Below are 20,953 nucleotides of genomic sequence, written 5' to 3'. Positions count from 1 at the left end.
GCCGGCTAAGCGCTCCGGCGTATGCGGAAACGGTGAATCATATCGCCGGCAATCAGGAAGAACAGGATAGAGCCCTGCAGCATTTCTGAAATAGACGAAGGCAATCCGATGGTCTGTACGCTGTAGCCGCCGACAATCAGGCCGCCGAACAGGACGGAGGTAACGATCAGGCCCAGCGGATTCAGCTTGGCAAGCCAGGCGACGATGATTGCAGTGTAGCCGTAGCCGGGTGAGATGCCCTGCATCAGCTTGTGCGTCACCCCGGAGACCTCGGCCATCCCGGCAATTCCCGCCAGGCCGCCGCTAATCAGCATTACAATGATGATATGTTTTTTAATATGAATACCCGCATAGCGCGCAGCCGTCGGGTTAGCCCCGATCAGCCGCAGCTCATAGCCCCAGCGGGTAAATTTGACCATCAGGAAGTAGATAAAGACGGCGACCAGGCCGAATATCAGACCGATATGCAGTCTTGTCGTCCCGAGTACGGGCAACGACTGCGCAGCCGTAAACATCGGCGATCCCGGGAAATTGAAGCCCGCAGGATCTTTCCAGGGACCAAATACCACATAATCCAGCGCCAGCAGCGCCACATAGTTCAGCATCAGGGAGGTAATCAGCTCATTAACCCCGAAATGCGTGCGGGGAACAGCTGTCATTAAGCCCCAGAGCGCACCAGCCGCTGTACCGAAGATCAGCATCAGGGTAATCGCCCAGAAGGAAGGCAAATCCGGAAAATAAATCGTAACCGCCGTAGCCGCCATCGCCCCGACCGTCAGCTGCCCTTCCGCCCCGATATTCCATACGGAAATCCGGTACGCCACTGCGATGCCAAGACCGCACAGCAGCAGCGGAATGGCCTTTACCATTGTTTCTGTGAAGCCGTAAGAGGTGCCGAAGGCACCGCGGAACATCTTCTCATAAACCGTTACCGGGTTCATCCCGTTTGCGGCAATGAAGACCGCGCACAGCAGCAGCGCCAGCACGACAGACAGAATCGGCGACCACCACGGGGAGCGGGTACGGCTGGAATCATATTCAAAACGCAGCCCGAAGTTTTTGCGGGACTTAGCCGCAGCCGGCTTTAGAAATGCCGTGCCTGTATCACCTGTATTTTTTGGACTCATACCGCACTGCCCTCCTTGTGCCGGATACCGGCCATCATCAAACCGATCTGTTCCCTGTCTGCATGCTCATGATCGGTTTCGCCGATGATTGCACCGCCAAATATGACCAGAATCCGGTCTGACAGCTGCAGCAGCTCATCCAGATCCTCGGAAATCAGCAGCACTCCGCCGCCGGAGCCGCGCAGCTCCATCAGCAGATCATGCACTCCTGCCGTTGCTCCTACATCAAGACCCTGTGTCGGATGAACCGCAACCATCAGCTTAGGCTTATGGCTGACCTCCCGGGCAAACAGCAGCTTCTGCTGATTCCCGCCGGACAACTGCTGTACCGGAGTATCAAGCTCCGGCGTTTTCACGTCAAAACGCTGCACCAGCTCCTGCGACCACAGCCGGTTTTTCGCTGCCTTCAGAATACCGAACTTGGAATGCTCTTCCGTCCGGTACGATTTGAACAGCAGATTATCGACCGAACCGAGCCGGCCGGCCAGACCGCTCTTCATGCGGTTCTCCGGCACGTGGGATATCCCTGCATCAATGGCGCCGCGGACAGAAGCTGTTTTTACCGGACTGCCGTCAAAAATGATCTCCCCGCTCCTCCAGATTCTCAGTCCCGTAAGCACCTCTGCCAGCTCCTTCTGTCCGTTGCCTGCAACCCCCGCAACTCCGACAATCTCACCCTCGCACACGGAGAGCGACAGGCCGTCAAGCGCTTTGCGGCCATGATCGGCCGAGACCTCCAGGCGGTTGACCACAAGCAGCGGTTCACCCTGAGTGGCTTCACGCTCCTGGCGGCTGATCGTCACCTCTCTGCCTACCATCAGGCGGGCCAGCTCCAGCTCATCTGTCTGTGCCGTGGCCAGTGTGGCAATCATTTTGCCTTTACGCATAACGGAGATCCGGTCTGAGGAAGCCAAGACTTCCTTCATCTTATGTGTGGTCATGATGACCGTCTTGCCTGACTGCTTCATGACTCTAAGCGTTTCAAACAGCTGCTCAGCCTCCCCCGGAGTAAGCACGGAGGTCGGCTCATCCAGAATAATGATATCCGCCCCCCTGTACAGCGTCTTTACAATTTCCACACGCTGCTGCTCACCGACGGACAGCTGCCAGATCGGACGGTCAACCGGAAATTTCAGCCCGAACTGCTCTCCCAGCGCGCCTATTTCTTCATGCTTTTGCTTAATCCATTTGCTCCCCCGCCAGAAAGACGACTTTTCGCCAAGCACGATATTTTCCGCTGCTGTGAGCGTCTGCACAAGTCTGAAGTTCTGAAACACCATACCGACTCCCAGAAGCGCCGCATCCTTAGGGGAGCGGATTCTGGCCGGCTTGCCGTGAATCAGAATCTCACCTTCATCCGCCCGGTATACACCTGACAGCATACTCATGACTGTGCTTTTACCTGCTCCGTTCTCACCAAGCAGCGCGTGTACCTCACCCGCGTTTGCCGAAAAATCGACTTGATCGCTTGCCGTTACAGAACCGAATCTCTTCACAATCCCGCGCATTTCAACCGAATGGTCCTGCATATTGGGATGCTCCTTTCCTTATAGTTGTAGTACGGGTGGGGAAGGTTCCACTAGCCCGGAACCCGCCCCACCCATATGAACATGAAGTATGATATTAGGGTCAAGCCGTTATTGCGGGATTGTACCTTCTACACCCTGAGTCAGCCAGTTCATGCCGAGAATTTCCTCAAGGGTAAGCGCCTGGCCCTCCTGGACCTTAACATTGCCCTGATTATCGGAGATCGGGCCGGTGAATACCTCCAGCTCGCCGCTGATGATTTTGGCCTTTGCCTCTTCTACAAGTGTCTTCACATCATCTGGAACCTTGTTGCCGAACGGTGCAAGCTCAACCATACCGTCAGCCATATCACCGGAATACTGCTCACTCTTCCACGTTCCGTCCATTACGGACTGAACAGCCTTCACGTAGTAAGGACCCCAGTTCCATACAGGGTTGGTCAGATAGTTATCCGGTGCATATTTGCTCATATCGGAGTCATTACCGCCGGCATAAGCGCCGCGTTCAGCCGCTGCCTGGAGGGTAGCCGGGGAATCCTGATAGGCCAGCAGGACATCAGCGCCTTTATCGAGAAGGCTGATCGCCGCCTGGCGTTCAGTAGCCGGGTCATACCAGGTGTTAGTCCAGACTACATCGACCTTGATATCCGGATTAACACTCTGCGCTCCCAGCGTAAATGCGTTCAGATTATAAACAACTTCACTGATCGGGAAAGCTCCTACATATCCGAGGTGATTCTTAGTAGTCATTTTTCCTGCCGCGATACCGGACAGATAGCTTGCCTGATAGTTCTTGCCGAAGTAGGTACCCATATTCTCAGCTGTCTTGTAGCCGGAAGCATGGAGGAATTTCACGTTGGGGAATTTATTAGCTACATTGAGGGTGAAGTCCATATATCCAAAGCTTGTGGTGAATACAATGTCGTGGTTTTGTGCCAATTCAGTAATAATGCGTTCCGCATCGGCACTTTCCGGTACATTTTCTACGAAGTCTGCTTTAATGCCCAGCTCTTTTTCCATATACAGACGGCCCTGGTCATGCTGATACGTATACCCGCCGTCGCCCGGAGGTCCAATGTAGACAAAAGCAACCGTCGGCTTCTCTGCTGCCGGCTCTGTCGTTGCTGCCGCCTCAGTTGCTGTCCCCGCATTCGCCGATGCCGGCGCCTCAGTTGCAGCAGCGTTCGTAGATGCAGCATTGTTGTTGCTTCCGCAGCCCGCCAGCACTACCGCAAGCGCAAAGGTAAGCATTAGGCTCACCGTAAATCCCTGACCCCTTTTTTTCATAATTCTCCTCCTCCAGGATATCTCTCTTAATGGTTCAAACCATTAATGTATCTTTACTATACTGAGACAGAGCGTTTACGTAAATTTACATAACATACGTTTGTGCTATATAATAAGAAGTTCGGATCTTTTTGTGCCTGATGCACTAAACCGCAGCGAATTATATATAAAATATGTGATATTAACTTACATTTATCTGGCAAGCCCTATAAAGATGTCAGCTTTCACCGCGAAAGCTCCATTCCTTACGGATATCTCCGAAGTCAAACCGGCTCCCGGCATCCATAAAAAGACGGGCAGGGTCAGACTCCAGCACAACCCCCTTATACTCAGAGGAATGCATAATTTCAGCCGCTCCCTTATCCCCGTCCAGCCCCTGCAGCACCGTGAACATCCTCCGCGAAAAAAGAGCCGGCGGCATATTCATCCCTTCATTGGTACTGGCCACATAATCCAGTCCGGGGTTCCGCACATAGGTGTCCTTCAGGCGGCTTACAAGCGAAGCTGTAATAAAAGCCTGGTCAGAAATCGCCACCACCACTGCATCCGGCTGCATCGGCAGAATAGCGTTCAGCCCGCAGCGCAAAGAAAAGGACAGGCCCAGATGGGCAGTCAGGCATGTTTCAGTCCGCCTTGTACTCTGCTCATTAGCAGGCGGCAGCCATTCCAGATTATCATCTGCCCGGACGACTACAACCAGAGGCTCAAGAGAACAGCGTTCAAGCTCACTGAGGGCGATGCTTCCAAGCTTGACTTCCGGAGACAGCTTGAACGGCACTTTGGGAGCCCCCATCCGGCTTCCAGGTCCTGCCGCCAGATAAATACCTGCTACTTTCAATGAACTCCACTCCTTCCGGCAGCGCCGCAGCGCCCGCCCATTTAAGTTTAGGACACCATCAGCATTATTCACGCTCCAGCATTTTCCGGAAAACAAATACGAGCTTAAGCCGCATCAGATCATTGATTTTTTTGAAGTCAACATCCAGCAGCTCACTGAGCTTCTCAATCCGGTAGGTGGCCGTGTTGCGGTGAATGAACAGCTTCTTGGCTGTTTCGTTGACATGGCCGTCATTATCAAGATAGACCTCCAGTGTATGGAGCATCTCCTTGACGTATTCCGGCTCCCGGCTGAGCAGTCCGCGCAGATTGCCGTGAATGTATTTCTTCATTAATTCCGGCGGAATCTGGCCAAGCAGAAGGTCCAGCTCAAGCTGCCGGTAATGCACCACATTTCCGTATGCGCCCCAGTGCCGGGCTATAGACATGCATTCCTTCACCTCGGCAAAGGCTTCCTTCAGCCCTTCCGGCTTCACCTTGACCGTGCTGAATGCAGCCCGCGGGTAATATCCGTTATCAAGCTTCAGCCCCTGGAAGCATTCATGGATCAGCTCGCGGAGCTGCTCCGGGCTATGTCCGGTTGACGGAAGCAATGACACCAGCCCCTCATCCATAATGACATGAATGCTGTTCAGCTTCCCTAATACAGGGTGTTCCGCATACTCCTCCTTCAGCCGGAGCAGCTCCCCCTGCCGTTCTTCCCCGGCAACTGCCGTCTCAGTCAGCAGCAGCTGGAAAGGTGAATGCAGCAGCTTCACCTCCAGCCTGAGCGCAGCCTGCGACAGTTCAGTGCTGGAGAGTCCGCCGCTTAGGCAGCGGCGCAGCAAGCCGCTGAATTCCCGGTGCTCGGCCGGTTCAAAATAATCCTCATATCCGGAATGAATATGATACGAAATAAGCTCGGCTCCCTGGATGAACAGACTCTCCTCCACAGGCAGCAGCAGCGGATCTATGGAACAATACAAAAGAAACCCTGTGCACTTCTCTCCCTGCATCAGCGGCAGCCGCAGGCCTGTTCTGTCACCGGCGCGGAAGCGCTGGTTGCGGTTCTGCCACGGCCAGCCCTCCAGCAGCTGGCTGCTGTTCATTTCAGAATTATTGTAGACAATATCCCCCCGGCTGCTTACAACTGCAAGCTTGTAGCCGATCACCTCAGATACCGACTCAAAGAGGGGGCGGCCGCGGCCGGAGCGGAGCGCAAAGCGCATCAGCTTGCGCTGCTTCTCCAGGATACTCTGCAGCACACTGGTGCTTCGCGACAATTCAGCTCGGAACAGCCCGTTCATCTGATCGGAGAACGTGAACTGGAACGGCAGCTCAATCAGCGGGAAATTCAGCGTCTCAGCCTCGGCAATCAGCTCCTGCGGCACGGTATCCCAGAAGCGGCCCAGCTTGATGCCCAGCGCCGATGAGCCTCGCCGGTTCAAGGTCTGCAGCAGTGCGGAAGCATCTTCAAGGCTGTCCTTGATCAGATACGCGGTAGTTAACAGCATCTCCCCCTCTTTAATCCAGTCCGAGATATCCGGTGCATCCATTACGTTGATCGACTTCACAATTCTGTGCTTGCCCTTGGCTCCGGCGATAAGCTTGGCCTCGGATAAAGGATAAATGGACAACGCTTCTTCGACAGTAAGATGCATGCCACCCCTCCTTAACTAAGTTTGTTTATTAACCAGCGTTCTTTATGTTACTTTATGTAACATTATAGATAAAATGACCCCTATTGGAAAGAGAAAAGTGAAAATACCATTCGAATATGTCAGGTATAATAACGTATGTCACACAATCTTAATATAAATGATTTTAGTTAAACAGTTTAAAAATCATATTGTAAATAAGCTACTTTAGTACTAAAATGAAGATTGCTTTTGTTTGTATATTTGAATCTTTAAATCTTTAAACTCTTTTTTGTCGACTTACGTCGGGCAAAAGCCTTCGTTATCGGCCGAATCATTGTTCCATTTAATAAAGGCAAACTATCTGAAAGGATGGGACGCAAAGCAATGGGCCTAAAGATGCAGTAACCATGCATCCACGGCTGCCAGGCTGCCACCGGGAGCTGTCACCAGCTCTTATGTCCAAATGCCACTGATTACACAAAAAGGAGCTAACAAAATGCCTCAGCGAATGACCGCAAAGGATTTAAACACGCTGACAGATCCGCTTGACGTTAAGAAAATGGAACCGGAAGGCGAACCCGCGATTTCTCTGCAGCCCAATGATAAAGAAGATAATGACGGAATGATCCTCGTCCAAAACAATCAGCTGCATATTACCTCCCCGTTGCCCGGCGGCAGGCCGGCAGTTATTACAGCGCGTCCGCCTCTTGTTTTGAAGCTCAATAATGAAACAGTCTCAGGTCCGGCAGAAGTACTGGCAACTGACCGGGTTACCTGGACGGTTCAGGAACCGCCCCAGTACGAGATCAGCATCTCCGATGACAAGCTTAAAGCCTTCCTTACTCTTAACTATGTACAGCAATATCCATGGAATCTCGTGAATTCCCCGGCAACCAGCCGGCTTGAATTAGAGGCACGCCTTGACCGTTCCCTCCTGTTGTCCACACTAACCATTGAACAGATCATTGCCGTTTTTGAAAAAAAGTCGATGGTCCGTAGTCTGAATATTCCCTCTATTTATGCAGAATTAAAGAACCCGTCCCATCAGCCGGTTTGTGTCGCGGAAGGCATGCCTCCTGTGCCCGGTACGGATGCAACACTGGACTTATTTTTCCCCGAGCATATTGAGAAGGCTTTCAGCGAACATGAAAACGAAGACTCTGCGGATTACCGCAGCCGCCTGCGGATTCCTTCAGCCAAAACAGGTGATATCATTGCCCGCAAGCACCTGTCCCGGGAGGGGGTTCCAGGCTACGATGTGTATGGAGGCATATTGCCTGCAGCCCCCGCCAGAGATATTAAAGTGGCCGTCAAAGAGCATACAGCGCTGCTGCCGAACCACGAAATCACCGCACTGAAGGATGGACGGCCGCGGATGACAGGAAGTAACATCAAATACCTCGATATATCCGCTGAATATGCGGTTCCGGGTAATGTGAATATCAATACAGGCAATATCGTTTTTTCTGGCGATGTGATTGTGTATCAGGATGTTGAAGCTGGCATGATTATCGAGTCTCTGGGCAACGTCTATATTTACGGCAATGTCAACAGCTCTACTATTACAGCGACAGGAAGCATACTTGTTATGGGAAATGTAGTCAGCAGCCAGCTGTATTCCGGCTATTACGGCGTGATGTACAACCGGCTGTACAGCCTCTCCAAGCAGCTGATTGAAGAGGTTCATTTGCTGAGGCAGGCTTCAGGCCTGCTTACCGAGAAGGTAGAATCGCGGAAGCAGACAGCGAAGGCCGGTCAGATTATTCTTCTGCTGATGGAAAGCAAGTTCAAAAAAATTCCCGGGCTCATCCGTAATCTGCAGGCCGTCTTTCCTGGCATTAAGCACACTTACCATCAGGACACTGAGCAGCTGAAGCATATGCTGGATGTTTTTTTACGTCCGGCCCAATTCATTGATTTTTTGAGCGATGTCATCCTGGACTCCTTTTTAAAATTGCTTAAGGATCTGTATTCCGGTGTAGCCCGTATGCAGGAGTCACAGGTCCGCGTGGACCTGTCCCAATGCCAGAACAGCACTGTTAAATCTAGCGGTGATATTATTATTCATAAGGACGGGGTTGTGCAAAGTGAGCTTTTCTCCTCGGGTGACATCACTTTCCGCCATAAGGAAGCTATATGCCGCGGGTCAAATCTGGAGGCAGCCGGAACCCTCACTGCCCAGACAGTAGGCGGTGAATCAAGCGCCGTCTCATCCCTGAAAGCCGGCCGGAGGATCACTGCCCGTAAAATGCATGCCGGCAGAGTCACAGTGGGCCGCTATTCGGAAGAAATTATTGAGCCTGCCGAGGACTTCGTGTTCCCCCCGCAAAGCATGTAGCGTAAAGATTGGCAGCTGCTCCGGAACTGGTGTACATATCCGTTAGACAAAGTAAAAGAAAAGGATCGAAACCGGTAACTTTCGGCTTCGATCCTTTTCTTATGCCATATTCAGCGGCAGAATAGCTGCTTGTCTGGCGGAAAGCTTCAACAGCCCGCCCTCTTCGCACTAAGTCCATATTTCATTAACCCATGAGAGCAGGCGGGAGTCCTCTCCGCTGCCGCCGATAACAGACAGCCCCAGCGGCAGGCCGGCCGGACCTTCAACCGGCAGAGTTACCTGCGGCAGGCCCGCCAGACCGGCAATGCAGCTTAGCATCATAGCCCCGCTGCGGTTGCGTTCCAGCTGCTGCAGATCAGCACCGCGCAGCGGGGCCGGTCCGGGCACAGTCGGGATGACCAGGCAGCGGTCCTCCCCGAGAAGCTCCAGCAGCCGTTCAGCAATATCTCGCCGCCGGGCGGCTGCCAGGCTATGGTCCTGCCCGGCGATGCTTGCCGCCCAGGTGAAGCGTGCAGCAATATCCGGACCAAAGACCGGCTGCTCCTGCCTTATCCACGCGCCATGGGCCGCCCAGATTTCAGCAGCCTGCAGCTCTCTGAACACATCCATCCAGCTTTTCAGGCCTTCTGCAGAGACTACGTTTTCTACAGTCTCATCCGCAGCAGCCTGCAGCCGTGTTAGCCCCTGCTTAAGGAAGGCGGCACTTTCCGGCTCAGCCAGCGCCCAGCAGTCCGCCGGTATGTACAGCCTGACCATTCTGGACGGGGGGCGTTCCAGGCCGGGGATTCGGCCGGGTTCAGACATTCGGATCACTGCCTCTTCTCCTGCACGGTATTCATTATCACTCGCAGCAGCACTATGCTCCATTGTTCCGCCTCCGCCAATCAACACCTTCCCCACACGCTGCAGCAGCTCCGGACTGTCCGTAATCCAGCCTGCCGTATCAAATCCCGGTGCCAGCGGAATAACGCCGTCCATTGCTACGGCTCCATGTGTCGGTCGGAAACCGTATACGCCGCAGTATGCGGAAGGGACACGGATGGAGCCACCGGTATCCGTTCCGAGCGCAAAGTCAACGGCGCCGGAGGCTACCGCCACCGCTGACCCGCTGGATGAACCGCCGGGAACCCGCCCGGCTCCCCGCGGATTCACCGGCGTGCCGTAATGAGCATTCTCCCCGCTCAGGCTGTACATCAGCTCATCGGTATGCGCCGCTCCATGCAGTGCTGCTCCGGCATCCAGCAGGCTTCTGACAGCCGCCGCATGCGCCTCTGCGGATGGATGGCTGCGCAGCCATGCCGGATTCCCGGCGGAAGACCGGTGGCCGGCTACAGCAAACACATCCTTAACGGCAAAGCGGAGTCCTCTTAATTCGCCCTGCTGCGAGCCGGAGGCTTCCAGCTCCGGGGCGATAAATGCACCATAGTCATTATTATGAATCACTGTCCTCACTCCCTTCCTCCTACCATCCGATAGCCGCTCCGTCACAGCGCGGATCAGTTCCGCCGCTGCGCAGTCCGGAGCCGTCCACCCCAATGGCATGGGCATGGCCCATGATGCCGTCATATGCTGCCGCTTCACGTACCAGATGTCCGGCGCCGGCCAGCTTATCAAGCACCTGCCGCCCCGCCCGCTGCTCCACCCTCAGCTCCTGGGTCGGTTCTCCCCAGGTTCTGCCCCACACAAATCTCGGAGCAGCTACCGCCTCCTGCGGATTCATTCCGTAATGCAGCATCCGGGTCAGCAGCAGCGTCTGCGTCTGGGGCTGCCCTTCCCCGCCCTGTGTCCCGTACAGGTAAGCAGGCTTGCCGCCCTGGCATGCCATTGCCGGCATAAGGGTATGGAAGGTGCGCTTATGCGGCTCCAGCGTGTTGATATGCTTCGGGTCCAATGAGAAGAAGGAGCCGCGGTTCTGCAGCAGAATCCCCGTATCTCCGGCCACAATCCCTGAGCCGAATTCAAAATAAAGGCTTTGGATGAACGACACCGCATTGCCGTCCCCGTCAATGACCGCAGCATAAGCGGTATCACGGCCAACCGGCTCACTGCCGATTGCCGCCGCACGGTGCAGGGAGACGGAAGATGCCAGCTGCTGTGCATATCCTTTATCCAGCAGCCGGTCCAGCGGAGCCGGAGAGAATGCCGGATCTGTCAGCACCTGATCCCGGTCACGGAAGCTCAGCTTCAGCGCTTCGACCAGCAGATGGTAGTACTCATAGGAGCCGTGCTCAATGCCGCTGAAATCGAAGCGCTCCAGTATATTGAGCGCCATCAGCGCCGCAAAGCCCTGCGAGTTCGGCGGCGCCTGATAGACGCTGTATCCGTGATACTCTGTGGATACGGGCTCCGTCCACTCCCCGTAATGGCCGGCAAAATCCTCGCGGGTAAGATACCCGCCCGCAGCGCGCATATAATCGCTTATATCCTGCGCGATCCGTCCCTTATAGAAGGCGTCGCGGCCGCCCGACGCCAGGGCACGCAGCGTCCGGGCCAGCTGCGGCTGCACAAACCCGGACCCGGCGGCCGGCGGCCTCCCGCCGGGCAAGTACACTGCCGCCGCTTCAGGGCTCAGCGCGGCTCCGGCAAGAACGCTGCCGCCGTGCTGGTCCGGCGACAGCGTAAACCCTGCGGATGCGTAGCCGATGGCCGGCTCCAGCACCTCCGCAAAGGGCAGGCGGCCGTACTCTCCCTGTACGGCTGCCCAGCTGTCCGCCATTCCGGGTACCGTAATGGCGCTGCGGACCCCGCGCCGGGGAATCTCCGTCTCCCCGGCATACAGGTCCCGGCGGACGCCGTAGCCGGACCGTCCGCTGCCGTTATAGGCCCGTACGCGCCCTTCGCCCGCGCTGTACGTAAGCCAAAAAGCATCGCCGCCCAGCCCCGTCATGTGCGGGTAGACCACGGCAAGCGCAGCGCTGACCGCTACCGCCGCATCAAAGGCATTCCCCCCCTTGTACAATACTTCTGCACCTGCGGCAGAAGCCAGGTAATGGGGGCTGACCACCATTGTTTTTGTACCGGTCACCGGCTGTGTCGTCATGTGCCATCCCCCTCAACATTCTCGCTTAAAGTTACCGTCATTTAACCGCACAGCAAATTCCCCTGTCAATGCATTAAGGGCAAACTCAAACCGGACCGGCCACTTTTTGTATACGGTGCACAAACATTCAGTGAAATCCGGTTTGTTCGGTAGTGGCTCTCTGCCGCTTAGGATAGAATGTTCAGAACACCGCAGACCGCTGCACCTCATCGCTTATTCTTTTCATACATACCATTTTATTAGGAGGGGTCTTGTGAAACCGGCCAACAATGAATATGTACAGCTCGCCGTTGCCATGTGCAGAACAGGGATACTCGGTTATGGCGGAGGTCCTTCTGTAATCCCGCTCATCCGCCACGACGCCGTAACCCGCTATGCCTGGATGAGCGATGACGAATTCGGGGAGACGCTGGCCATCGCCAACGCCCTGCCGGGCCCGATCGCTACCAAGATGGCCGCCTATCTCGGCTATAAACGGAAGGGAGTCCGGGGAGCGCTGCTCTCCGTTGTGGCCCACATTTTGCCCAGCGGTATTGCTATGATCGCCCTGCTCTCCGCCGTCAATCATCTAAGCGGCTCCAGGATGGTAGCGGACATGATTGCTGCAGTTTCACCTGTTATCGCGGTCATGCTCGGGATGATGGCTTACGAATTTGCCCAGAAGGCATTCAAAGGGCTGGGGAAGTGGATCGGGGCTGGTTTTCTGCTGCTGGCGCTGGTGCTGCTGGAGGTGCTGCAGCTTCATCCGGCCATCGTGATTGTACTTTTTCTGGGGTATGGGACGGTTCATTACCGGATACTTGCGAAGAAGAATAACAAAGGGGGGACCGCCTAAATGGAATGGCTTGAGCTGATATACGGATTTTTTATGGCTAATCTGCTGGGCTACGGCGGCGGCCCCTCCTCCATCCCGCTGATGTACCAGGAAATTGTCCCGCATTACGGATGGCTTACCGATGAGCAGTTCTCCAATATGCTGGCGCTGGGCAATGCCCTGCCCGGACCGATTGCTACCAAAATTGCCGCTTATGTCGGCTACGGCGTCTTTGGCTGGGCTGGAGCCGCCTTGGCGCTGACCGCTACCGTCCTCCCTTCTGCCGCTGCGCTGATCATCCTGCTTCAGGTCATGCATAAATACAAGCAGTCGCCTGTCGTTAAAGGCATGACGCTGCTTGTACAGCCGGTTATTGCCGTTATGATGACTGTGCTGACTATTAAAATGGCCCAGGGTCCGGCGGAAGCCATCGGGATCTGGCAGACGCTGATCATCGCCGCCCTTGCTTTTGCCGCCATAAAATGGCTTAAGCTCCACCCTGCGCTGGTGATCGTGGCCGCTTTTGCCTACGGGGCATTCCTGCTCCCTTATACCGTGTAGCCTGCCGCTGCAGTAATTGCTATTTCATTTCAGAATATACTGCGACAGTACCGCCTGCACCTCATAAATATTGACCGATTTATTAAACGTCTTTTTAAGCGGCAGTGCGCTTCCGGACACATACAGGCACAGCTCCGCATCCAAATCAAAGTGCCCGGCCGTTTCCACATAATAATGGGTGATGCTTTTGTAGGGAATGGAATGGTATTGTGTCTTTTTGCCGGTTACCCCCTGTTTATCAATGAGAATCAGCCGCTTATCCGTAAAAATAAACATATCCCTGATCAGCTTATACGCCCGTTCGATCTTCTCCCCCGGAGCCAGAATCCTTACATACTCGCGTTGTACATCAGCAAGCTCTACCTGGGTCGCATGCCCCAGAAGCCCGTTAAAAATCGCCATATTCTCTCCTTCTTTCCCGTTCAAAAATACCGGGCAGCCTCCCTGCCCTTTTACATCCTACTTGTGCATTCACAATTATATGCTGTGGGCGCTCCGCTTTTTTTTCTTGCATCTTCTGCCGATATTGGTTAAACTAACTTTAAATTTGTTAAAAGAGGAGGTGTGGAGGAATGGATCGCAATTGGACCAACAGTGTTATTAGCCGGCTGCCTATCGCTATGGCTGGCATCGTTCATGTAAATGCCGACAACGGGAGAAGTCTGTCTATTTACAAGAATTTAATAACACTACACAATTGTGAAATGCCTTTCCAGCCACACTTCAACGGATAAGCTGTACTACCGGAGAATGTTAAGGCCGCGGGGAAATTTCCTCGCGGTCTTTTTGCGTCCATTTTCAGTCCTCTATCCGGGGGAGCGGCGGCTGCAGGCATTATATAAAGGAGAATACCTATGATTATCTCATGCCAAAATGTCCAGAAGTACCACGGTGCCCAGCTCGTCCTGAAGGACATTACCTTTGATATCCGCCAAGGCGAAAAGATCGGCCTGATCGGCCGCAACGGCTGTGGAAAAACAACCCTGTTCCGCCTGCTGAGCGGCGAAGAACGCCCGGATCAGGGGCAGATCTCCATCCGCCGGGGCAGCGTGACCGGCCTGCTTGCCCAAATTCAGGAGGCCGGAACCGAAGAAACGGTATATGCCGTGCTCCAGCGCAGCTTCGCTGAGCCTCTGTCCTGGCAGAGCCGCCTGCGGGAGCTGGAGCAGCAGATGTCATCCTCTGACGCCGCAAATGACGAGCCGGCCTGGAACAGGCTGCTTAAGGAATACGGCAGCCTGCAGGAGAAATTCGAAGCAGCCGGCGGATATGAAATCGACGCTTCGATCCAGCGGGTCGCAGCAGGGCTCGGCATCGCTGTCTCTCAATATGAGCGCGGGTTCGCCTCCCTCTCCGGCGGTGAGAAAACCAAGGTCGGCCTGGCTGAGCTGCTGCTGCGCCGTCCCGATGTGCTGCTGCTCGATGAGCCGACCAACCATCTGGATATGGAGGCTATCGAATGGCTGGAGCAATATCTCCTAGCCTATGAAGGCACCGTGCTGGCGATTTCTCATGACCGCTATTTCCTCGATGCCGTAGTCAAAAAGGTCGTCGAAATCGAAGATGGCGAAGCAATCACCTATCACACCAATTACAGCGGCTATCAGGTGGAGAAGGAAGCCCGGCTGCTTCAGCAGTTCGCCGATTACCAGGAGCAGCAGAAAAAGATCAAGCAGATGCAGGAAAGCATCAAAAGGCTGATTGAATGGGGTAACCGCTCCAATCCGCCTAACCCCTCCTTCCACCGCCGGGCTGCCTCCATGCAGAAGGCGCTGGACCGGATGGTTAAGATCAAGCGTCCGATTCTGGAGCGCAAAGCAATGGATCTGCAGCTGCAGCAGGAGGACCGGACCGGCAATCAGGCCGTCATCCTCGACCGGATCAGCAAAAGCTACGGCAGCCGCACCCTATTCTCCGGCGCCAGCGACATTCTGAGATACGGCGAAACAGCTGCATTGATCGGCGGCAACGGTGCCGGCAAGAGTACGCTGCTGCGGATGATTCTCGGCCAGGAGACGCCGGATAGCGGAAGCTGCACGCTGGGCTCACGGGCGGCCGTAGGGTATCTGGCCCAGGAAGCGGTGCCTGAGGACGGCAAGCTCTCTGTTCTGCGCTATTTCCGCGAAGAAGCGGGTATGGAGGAAGGGGAAGCCCGCGGACAGCTCGCCCGCTTCCTCTTCTACGGCAGCGATGTCTTCAAGACCGTCGCCAATTTGTCAGGCGGGGAATGGACGCGGCTGCGCTTCGCGGTGCTGATGCACCGCCGTCCGAATCTGCTCATCCTTGATGAGCCGACCAACCATCTGGACATCGACTCGCGAGAGGCGCTGGAAGAGGCGCTGGAGGAATTCGCGGGTACCGTGCTGGCGGTATCCCATGACCGTTACTTCATCAACCGCTGCTTCGGCAAGCTCTGGTCAATCGAAGGCGGCCGCTTCCACGCCTTCAACGGAAACTATGAGTATTACAAGGAAAAGCAGGCGGAGCGTGCTGCTTCCGGCACACCTGCGGATAATAGAAATTCCCCTGGCGGCAAGAGTACCCAACCCAAGGCTACAGCTCCGGCAGCCATAGCTTCTCCCCGGAAACAGCGCTCTGCTGCAGCATGGGAGCAGGATATTGCTGCTGCCGAGGAACAGCTCCGCCGGATCGATACCGGGATGCTGGCTCCCGCCATCGCCAGCGATGCAGTGAAGCTGGCGGAGCTCCAGCTTATCCGTGACACAGCGCAGGCGGAACTGGATGGGCTCTACGCAGCCTGGATGAACGAAGCGGAAAGGTGAGAATAATGACACAGAACACAGCAATCTCAGCGTATTGGAAAGCTTATGTAGAGGAGCACCCTGAAGCCGCAGATAACTATGACAGCGCCTGGGCCTTCGGCGACAGCCCGCGGCTGGCGGATGAACTGCTCGGCCTGGTGCTGGAGGGAATCAAAACCGGGACTGCCTCTAATAAGCTGGTGTATGAACAGCAGGGCTTAAGCCTGCCTTTTATCGGAGGATATTGTATCCTGCTGGACGGGGAGGGCAATCCGCGGGCCATTATTGAGACGACCCGGGTCGAGACCGTTCCCTTCAATGAGGTTACCGCAGAGTTTGCGTATACCGAGGGAGAGGATGACCGTTCACTGGAATCATGGCGCTATGAGCACGAAGCTTTTTTCACAAGAGAATTCAAGCGTTATGGAATGTCCTTTGACCCCGCAATGCCGGTCGTATGTGAGAACTTCCGGGTGGTGCATGTGAAGCCGCTCCCCTAAACAGCAACCAAAGAGGCTGTGCTCCTTCACCAGGGGCGCAGCCTCTTTTATTCATGATTAGTATGTACTCAGGACTGCTTGATACCGAATGCAATCCACCGTCCATCAATGTCCTCTATCACGAAGTCACGGTTACCGTAATCCGTATCGGTTAATTTGCGGATGAACTTTACGCCTGCAGCCTCGAGCGCATCCTGGAGCGCGTCCTGATTCCGGGTAATGAAGTAAGCATCATATCCGTAACCGTACAGCTCCCGGTTAGGGATAACCGGACGTCCGCCGGAATCCGTTAGAATAATCTCAGTGGAATCCCGGTACAGGCAGATATGGGGTTCCTGTGTATCCAAATAGGATACTGCCCGGAATCCCAGCTTTTGTTCATAATAAGCGGACGTTCCTATAATATCCGGAGTTCCAAATATACTATGCGATTCCAGCAATATGTTGTTCATAACCAATCTCCTTCATCATAAATATCAGCCTGTCAACCGCTTCTCTAATTCTTCAGAGGTCCATTCTGTAATGCAATTCAAAAAGGCCGCTTCTTCTTCTAAGAGGCAGCCTTCATTCCTATAAGTCATATAAGTTTATTTGGAGTGCCTATTATTTAAAGTAATAATTACCGCCATATCCCCATGATCCAGCCGATTACCGAGATCCATAAGGGAATGCTGATCAGAACGCCCCATACCAGTCCGGCAGCGATATTGCCCTCGGCAGGACGTGCCGCAGTATCCTGTTTAAGCGGAAGTCTTAACTCTTCTTGTTCCATTGCGATCCCCTCCTAAAATATCTTATCGTCACAGTAGAGGAAAAAATGTAGACCGCCTGGCCTAAAAAGGTAGAATTTCCGCAACTAATTTTTAGATACAAAGGCTCAGCGGCTTACTTTGTAACTGCTTTCATAATAATAATTAACCAATTTTTGTCTAATAAAACTTATAATAGCCCTGCACTACATTATATGCGCAGAATTAGTCTAATATGACCGGCTTTTCGGGATTTTTTAGGAATTCGAACATTGTCCTGATCTGCTCTATGGTGTTCCGTTCCTGCGACAGCTCAGGCAGCTCATCCTCAGCAAAGAAGCCTGCCCCGAACGTCTCCACGCCTCCCGCCGCTTCCCCGCCTGTAATCCGGCACAGAATAAAAAATTTATAGACATGATACGGCTCCGGCGGATGATTATGGAATTTTTTGTCCAGCACTGCCAGCAGACGAACGGCCTCCGCCTGATAACCCGACTCTTCGGCAATTTCCTTAACTGCCACTTCACTCGGCGACAGCCCGATATCCCCCCAGCCTCCCGGGAGCGCCCAGTTACCGTCCAGCTTCTCGCGCACCAGCAAAATCTTGTTATCCTGAAAAACAACACCGCGGATATCAACCTTTGGCGTACAGTATCCATCCTCTCCGGCAAAGGCGAGCCGGATCTTCTCCTTGCTCTCATAGGTATAGTCCGCAAGAATATCTACACTCAGCTCACGCAGCGCCTGATAACGTTCAATATCGTAGACATCCTTGGCATATGTAAGCCCGGTCTGGGCAATGGCCTGAATCTCCTTGGCCCATGTTAACCATTTCTGTTCCATAACGGTACCTCCACTCAAAGAAATAGGATAAGCCGGATTAACTTTGCACACACAGCATCAGATGCCGGGAAAAAGCCCCCTTGCGGGCAACACAGCGGTCGATAATCTCAAATCCGGCTTCCGAGATCATCTCGTCCATCGCCTCAATAGCTACAATAACTACCCGCCCGGCAATTCTGCGGGCATTGACAAGAATGTCAAACTGCTCCTCGGGCGTGATGCTGGAGTACAGATTATAGGGCATATCCACTATCGCCGCATCATAATGCTCTGTAATGTCTGCGATATCGCCCAGTGTAACCGGAGCATCGAAGCCAAAGTGGGCAATATTGGTCCGTGCCCCCTGTGCGATGAACGGATTAATGTCCCGGCCGACGATATCGATTCCCATGGACAACGCTTCAATCATTACGGTTCCGATGCCGCAGCAGGGATCGATTGCCCGGATACCTTCCGGCTGCGGTACAGCCATATTGACTGCTGCGCGGGCTACACGTGTACTGAGGGCTATGGAATAGCTGCGAGGCTTCTTGATCTGGCGGAACCAGGTCGCATTGTTTTTGTGATAGGCTCCAAAATACCAGCGGCCTCCCAGAGTCACAATGCCGTATACCAGCTCCGGACGGTTGACATCTGCCTCTCCTTCAATCCGCAGGCCGATTTCACGTTCGATCACTCTGCGTTCATTGTATTCTATTTTTTGCTCAGGCGGCAGATCGTTGGTTTTCACAAAAATAACCTTGAATGTCTTTCCGTTAAGCTCAACCTGTTCAGTCTGTTCATAAATCTCCGGCAGGCTGTCCCCTGCGTACATGACCTCAATCATTTCCTTAATAAAAGGGCTGCGGCTCGGTTCAACTCTGATAGTGCTGCCAAAAATCCCCGGGGATATACTCTGCCCGAACAGGCAGCGCAGCTCCAGCCCGCATAAATCCAGCTCGTCCTCCGAGCATGCATATGTATAAATATAAGCAGGATCTGTTCCCTGCTTATTCCCTGCGTCTTCTTGCTCCTTGCCTGATTCCACATTCACTGACACTGTTATTCCGCTCCTGTCTACTCATAAGTCAGTTAAGTCTAGCACGGTTACCGGACGTAATCAACAACAGTAAACCGCTTTGATTGACAGAAGGTTCTCCAGTATAATGAAGGCATTACACTGCCAAACCAGCCAGCGGTCAATTAACGGCCCGGGTGGAGGTTTAGAGCTGAACTAGACGATTTTGCGCAGCGATACTCTTAAGGAGGTACATACCACTTATGTCCTATGATCAATATTTCCAGTCTGAGCGTGAAGCCCAGCTGGGCGAACTGAAGGAATGGCTGTCCATTCCAAGTATTTCTGCCCTTTCTGTACACAAGGAGGATGTTCAATCCGCCGCCCGCTGGCTGACTGAAACCCTGAAACGCGCCGGACTTGAAAACATCGAGATCCACCCTACAGCAGGCCATCCTGTAGTCTACGCCGATTACCTTCACGCTCCCGGCAAGCCTACCATTCTCGTATACGGCCACTACGATGTACAGCCTGTTGATCCGCTGAATCTCTGGACAACCCCTCCGTTTGAGCCGGAGATCCGCGACGGCAAGCTGTATGCACGCGGAGCGACCGACGACAAAGGCCAGGTGTTCATGCACATCAAGGCCATCGAAGCTATTCTCAAACAGGAGGGTACTCTTCCTGTCAACATCAAGCTCTGCATCGAGGGTGAAGAAGAAATCGGCAGCGTGAATCTGCCCCCATTCCTGGAAGCCAATCAGGACAAGCTGGCGGCGGACGCCGTGCTGGTTTCCGATACTGCGCTGCTGGAACGCGGACGCCCGGCAATCTGCACCGGACTGCGCGGCCTTTGCTCCATGGAGGTTAGCGTTCATACTGCTTCTACTGACCTGCACTCCGGCTCGTATGGCGGCGGAGTACCCAATGCGCTGCATGCCCTCGTCTCCCTGCTCAGCTCTCTGCATGATAATCAGGGCCGAGTAGCCGTAGAAGGCTTCTACCAGGGCGTCCCTGAGCTGACTGCCGCTCTGCGTGAGGAATTCGCCAAGCAGGGCGTGAACGAAGAGAAGATTAGAGAATCCCTCGGTCTTGAGCAGTTGTACGGGGAAGACGGCTACAGCTTCGTTGAGCGGGTCGGCGCCCGTCCGACTCTTGAGCTTAATGGCGTCTACGGCGGATTCCAGGGTGAAGGCAGCAAGACTGTCATTCCTAAGGAAGCCCATGCCAAAATCACCTGCCGTCTCGTCGGCGACCAGGACCCGCAGCATATCCTTGATGCCGTGGAAGCTCATCTGAAAGCCAACATCCAGAAGGGTGCTACCGTAAAGGTGAAGCAGATGGAAAAAGCACGCGCCTTCAACATCGATCCTTCTGATCCGATCCTGCAGACTGCTGCAGACGCCTTTGGTAAAGTATACGGTACACGCGCCCTCTTCACTAAAGATGGCGGGTCGATCCCGATTATGGAGAGCTTCTCCCGCATTCTGAAGGCACCGGTTGTGCTGATGGGCTTTGGCCTGGATGACGAGAACCTGCACGCTCCGGACGAGCATTTCAACCTGGAGAACTTTGACAAGGGCCTGCTGACTATTGTTGAATTCCTGAAGACGGTCTAACTCGGGCCTGCCATACCGCTCAGTTAACAAATAAAGCCAGGGTCTCCGCTAACTGCGCGGAAACCCTGGCTTATTATATTACGGAACTACAGTACAAAAGCTTTGGAGATGATAACCAGCAGAATAAACAGGACCAGAATAGCCGCTGTAGATGTCATTCCGCCGAAGCCTCCGCCATAACCTGCAACGTTCTCGCTCATGGATCTTTTCCTCCTTTGCAAGTGGGTACAGCTTAGAATATGCCTGCAGGCCGTGTATTGACTGGGTTCACAGATAAATCCGGCCTATATCAGGCTTACAGGATAAATTTCTGATATTAGACGCAAAAAAACCT

Annotated in this window: 19 protein-coding genes and 1 riboswitch; of the genes, 6 read left to right on the top strand and 13 right to left on the bottom strand. The window is 54.0% G+C overall.

What is annotated here, in order from left to right:
- Positions 1-5 precede the first annotated feature (5 nt).
- The 5 genes from R70331_RS06360 to R70331_RS06340 form a co-directional block, all read right to left on the bottom strand.
- Positions 6-1,127, bottom strand: coding sequence for an ABC transporter permease (locus tag R70331_RS06360; RefSeq protein ID WP_042173838.1), 1,122 nt, complete (start codon positions 1,125-1,127; stop codon positions 6-8).
- Entirely contained in the window at positions 1,124-2,656 is a 1,533-nt protein-coding gene (locus R70331_RS06355; protein WP_042173835.1) for an ABC transporter ATP-binding protein, read from the bottom strand. The genes R70331_RS06360 and R70331_RS06355 overlap by 4 nt, the downstream gene beginning before the upstream one ends.
- 108 nt (positions 2,657-2,764) lie before the next feature.
- Positions 2,765-3,940: a BMP family ABC transporter substrate-binding protein gene (locus R70331_RS06350; RefSeq protein WP_042173834.1), complete on the bottom strand. Its 1,176-nt coding sequence runs from the start codon at positions 3,938-3,940 to the stop codon at positions 2,765-2,767.
- 217 nt (positions 3,941-4,157) lie between these two features.
- The gene (locus R70331_RS06345; protein WP_052418943.1) at positions 4,158-4,778 is read right to left on the bottom strand and encodes a nucleotidyltransferase family protein; all 621 of its coding nucleotides are present in this window, start codon (positions 4,776-4,778) and stop codon (positions 4,158-4,160) included.
- Positions 4,779-4,842: 64 nt separating this feature from the next.
- Positions 4,843-6,417 (bottom strand): PucR family transcriptional regulator, encoded by a 1,575-nt coding sequence (locus tag R70331_RS06340; RefSeq protein ID WP_042173832.1) that lies wholly within the window; start codon positions 6,415-6,417, stop codon positions 4,843-4,845.
- 320 nt (positions 6,418-6,737) lie between these two features.
- Positions 6,738-6,831, top strand: a riboswitch (cyclic di-GMP riboswitch).
- A 61-nt stretch (positions 6,832-6,892) separates the two neighbouring features.
- Here R70331_RS06340 and R70331_RS06335 point away from each other — a divergent pair.
- Complete coding sequence (locus R70331_RS06335) at positions 6,893-8,734, top strand: flagellar assembly protein A (protein ID WP_052418942.1); 1,842 nt, start codon at positions 6,893-6,895, stop codon at positions 8,732-8,734.
- A gap of 168 nt (positions 8,735-8,902) precedes the next feature.
- On the opposite strand, the gene R70331_RS06330 is transcribed toward R70331_RS06335, so the two are convergent.
- Together R70331_RS06330 and ggt are read right to left on the bottom strand one after the other, a co-directional pair.
- Positions 8,903-10,177: an amidase family protein gene (locus tag R70331_RS06330; protein WP_042182254.1), complete on the bottom strand. Its 1,275-nt coding sequence runs from the start codon at positions 10,175-10,177 to the stop codon at positions 8,903-8,905.
- Between the two features lie 19 nt (positions 10,178-10,196).
- Positions 10,197-11,774: a gamma-glutamyltransferase gene (gene ggt / locus R70331_RS06325; protein WP_042173830.1), complete on the bottom strand. Its 1,578-nt coding sequence runs from the start codon at positions 11,772-11,774 to the stop codon at positions 10,197-10,199.
- A 253-nt stretch (positions 11,775-12,027) separates the two neighbouring features.
- Here ggt and R70331_RS06320 point away from each other — a divergent pair, with 253 nt between their 5' ends.
- Together R70331_RS06320 and R70331_RS06315 are read left to right on the top strand one after the other, a co-directional pair.
- Positions 12,028-12,609, top strand: a complete 582-nt coding sequence (locus tag R70331_RS06320) for a chromate efflux transporter ChrB (protein WP_269322283.1) — start codon at positions 12,028-12,030, stop codon at positions 12,607-12,609.
- A complete protein-coding gene (locus R70331_RS06315) occupies positions 12,610-13,149 on the top strand; it encodes a chromate efflux transporter ChrA (RefSeq protein WP_042173828.1) in 540 nt (179 codons plus the stop codon).
- Between the two features lie 24 nt (positions 13,150-13,173).
- Here R70331_RS06315 and R70331_RS06310 read toward each other — a convergent pair whose 3' ends face one another.
- The gene (locus R70331_RS06310; RefSeq protein WP_042182250.1) at positions 13,174-13,551 is read right to left on the bottom strand and encodes a PH domain-containing protein; all 378 of its coding nucleotides are present in this window, start codon (positions 13,549-13,551) and stop codon (positions 13,174-13,176) included.
- A 452-nt stretch (positions 13,552-14,003) separates the two neighbouring features.
- On the opposite strand from R70331_RS06310, the gene abc-f reads away from it, so the two are divergent.
- Together abc-f and R70331_RS06300 are read left to right on the top strand one after the other, a co-directional pair.
- Positions 14,004-15,932, top strand: coding sequence for a ribosomal protection-like ABC-F family protein (gene abc-f / locus R70331_RS06305; RefSeq protein WP_042173826.1), 1,929 nt, complete (start codon positions 14,004-14,006; stop codon positions 15,930-15,932).
- 5 nt (positions 15,933-15,937) lie between these two features.
- Positions 15,938-16,411 (top strand): ASCH domain-containing protein, encoded by a 474-nt coding sequence (locus R70331_RS06300; RefSeq protein ID WP_042173824.1) that lies wholly within the window; start codon positions 15,938-15,940, stop codon positions 16,409-16,411.
- 68 nt (positions 16,412-16,479) lie between these two features.
- On the opposite strand, the gene R70331_RS06295 is transcribed toward R70331_RS06300, so the two are convergent.
- The 4 genes from R70331_RS06295 to R70331_RS06285 all read right to left on the bottom strand — a co-directional run bounded on the left by R70331_RS06295 (position 16,480) and on the right by R70331_RS06285 (position 19,036).
- A complete protein-coding gene (locus R70331_RS06295) occupies positions 16,480-16,863 on the bottom strand; it encodes a VOC family protein (RefSeq protein WP_042173822.1) in 384 nt (127 codons plus the stop codon).
- Between the two features lie 167 nt (positions 16,864-17,030).
- A complete protein-coding gene (locus R70331_RS31810; RefSeq protein ID WP_167336671.1) occupies positions 17,031-17,183 on the bottom strand; it encodes a hypothetical protein in 153 nt (50 codons plus the stop codon).
- A gap of 202 nt (positions 17,184-17,385) precedes the next feature.
- Positions 17,386-18,003 carry an NUDIX hydrolase gene (locus R70331_RS06290; RefSeq protein ID WP_042173820.1) on the bottom strand — a complete coding sequence of 206 codons (618 nt, stop codon included), beginning with the start codon at positions 18,001-18,003 and terminating at the stop codon, positions 17,386-17,388.
- A gap of 37 nt (positions 18,004-18,040) precedes the next feature.
- A complete protein-coding gene (locus R70331_RS06285) occupies positions 18,041-19,036 on the bottom strand; it encodes a TRM11 family SAM-dependent methyltransferase (protein WP_042182248.1) in 996 nt (331 codons plus the stop codon).
- Positions 19,037-19,263: 227 nt separating this feature from the next.
- Here R70331_RS06285 and R70331_RS06280 point away from each other — a divergent pair, with 227 nt between their 5' ends.
- On the top strand, positions 19,264-20,619 hold the full coding sequence (locus R70331_RS06280) for a dipeptidase (RefSeq protein WP_042173817.1): 1,356 nt from the start codon (positions 19,264-19,266) through the stop codon (positions 20,617-20,619).
- A gap of 86 nt (positions 20,620-20,705) precedes the next feature.
- On the opposite strand, the gene R70331_RS32000 is transcribed toward R70331_RS06280, so the two are convergent.
- Positions 20,706-20,819 carry a YjcZ family sporulation protein gene (locus R70331_RS32000; protein ID WP_209443652.1) on the bottom strand — a complete coding sequence of 38 codons (114 nt, stop codon included), beginning with the start codon at positions 20,817-20,819 and terminating at the stop codon, positions 20,706-20,708.
- Positions 20,820-20,953: the final 134 nt, after the last annotated feature.

Source organism: Paenibacillus sp. FSL R7-0331 (genome assembly GCF_000758645.1).
Classification (GTDB): Bacteria; Bacillota; Bacilli; order Paenibacillales; family Paenibacillaceae; genus Paenibacillus_AQ; species Paenibacillus_AQ camerounensis.
The sequence above is the reverse complement of the archived record's forward strand: the minus strand, read 5'-3'. Positions and strand labels throughout refer to the sequence as shown.

What these genes read in the sequence shown, in the direction of transcription:
- R70331_RS06335 (WP_052418942.1), top strand. Translation starts at nt 6,893, where the DNA reads ATGCCTCAGCGAATGACCGCAAAGGATTTAAACACGCTGACAGATCCG.
- R70331_RS06315 (WP_042173828.1), top strand. Translation starts at nt 12,610, where the DNA reads ATGGAATGGCTTGAGCTGATATACGGATTTTTTATGGCTAATCTGCTG.
- R70331_RS06280 (WP_042173817.1), top strand. Translation starts at nt 19,264, where the DNA reads ATGTCCTATGATCAATATTTCCAGTCTGAGCGTGAAGCCCAGCTGGGC.
- R70331_RS31810 (WP_167336671.1), bottom strand. Translation starts at nt 17,183, where the DNA reads ATGGAACAAGAAGAGTTAAGACTTCCGCTTAAACAGGATACTGCGGCA.
- R70331_RS06300 (WP_042173824.1), top strand. Translation starts at nt 15,938, where the DNA reads ATGACACAGAACACAGCAATCTCAGCGTATTGGAAAGCTTATGTAGAG.
- R70331_RS06290 (WP_042173820.1), bottom strand. Translation starts at nt 18,003, where the DNA reads ATGGAACAGAAATGGTTAACATGGGCCAAGGAGATTCAGGCCATTGCC.
- R70331_RS06295 (WP_042173822.1), bottom strand. Translation starts at nt 16,863, where the DNA reads ATGAACAACATATTGCTGGAATCGCATAGTATATTTGGAACTCCGGAT.
- R70331_RS06310 (WP_042182250.1), bottom strand. Translation starts at nt 13,551, where the DNA reads ATGGCGATTTTTAACGGGCTTCTGGGGCATGCGACCCAGGTAGAGCTT.
- ggt (WP_042173830.1), bottom strand. Translation starts at nt 11,774, where the DNA reads ATGACGACACAGCCGGTGACCGGTACAAAAACAATGGTGGTCAGCCCC.
- R70331_RS06360 (WP_042173838.1), bottom strand. Translation starts at nt 1,127, where the DNA reads ATGAGTCCAAAAAATACAGGTGATACAGGCACGGCATTTCTAAAGCCG.
- abc-f (WP_042173826.1), top strand. Translation starts at nt 14,004, where the DNA reads ATGATTATCTCATGCCAAAATGTCCAGAAGTACCACGGTGCCCAGCTC.
- R70331_RS32000 (WP_209443652.1), bottom strand. Translation starts at nt 20,819, where the DNA reads ATGAGCGAGAACGTTGCAGGTTATGGCGGAGGCTTCGGCGGAATGACA.
- R70331_RS06340 (WP_042173832.1), bottom strand. Translation starts at nt 6,417, where the DNA reads ATGCATCTTACTGTCGAAGAAGCGTTGTCCATTTATCCTTTATCCGAG.
- R70331_RS06355 (WP_042173835.1), bottom strand. Translation starts at nt 2,656, where the DNA reads ATGCAGGACCATTCGGTTGAAATGCGCGGGATTGTGAAGAGATTCGGT.
- R70331_RS06350 (WP_042173834.1), bottom strand. Translation starts at nt 3,940, where the DNA reads ATGAAAAAAAGGGGTCAGGGATTTACGGTGAGCCTAATGCTTACCTTT.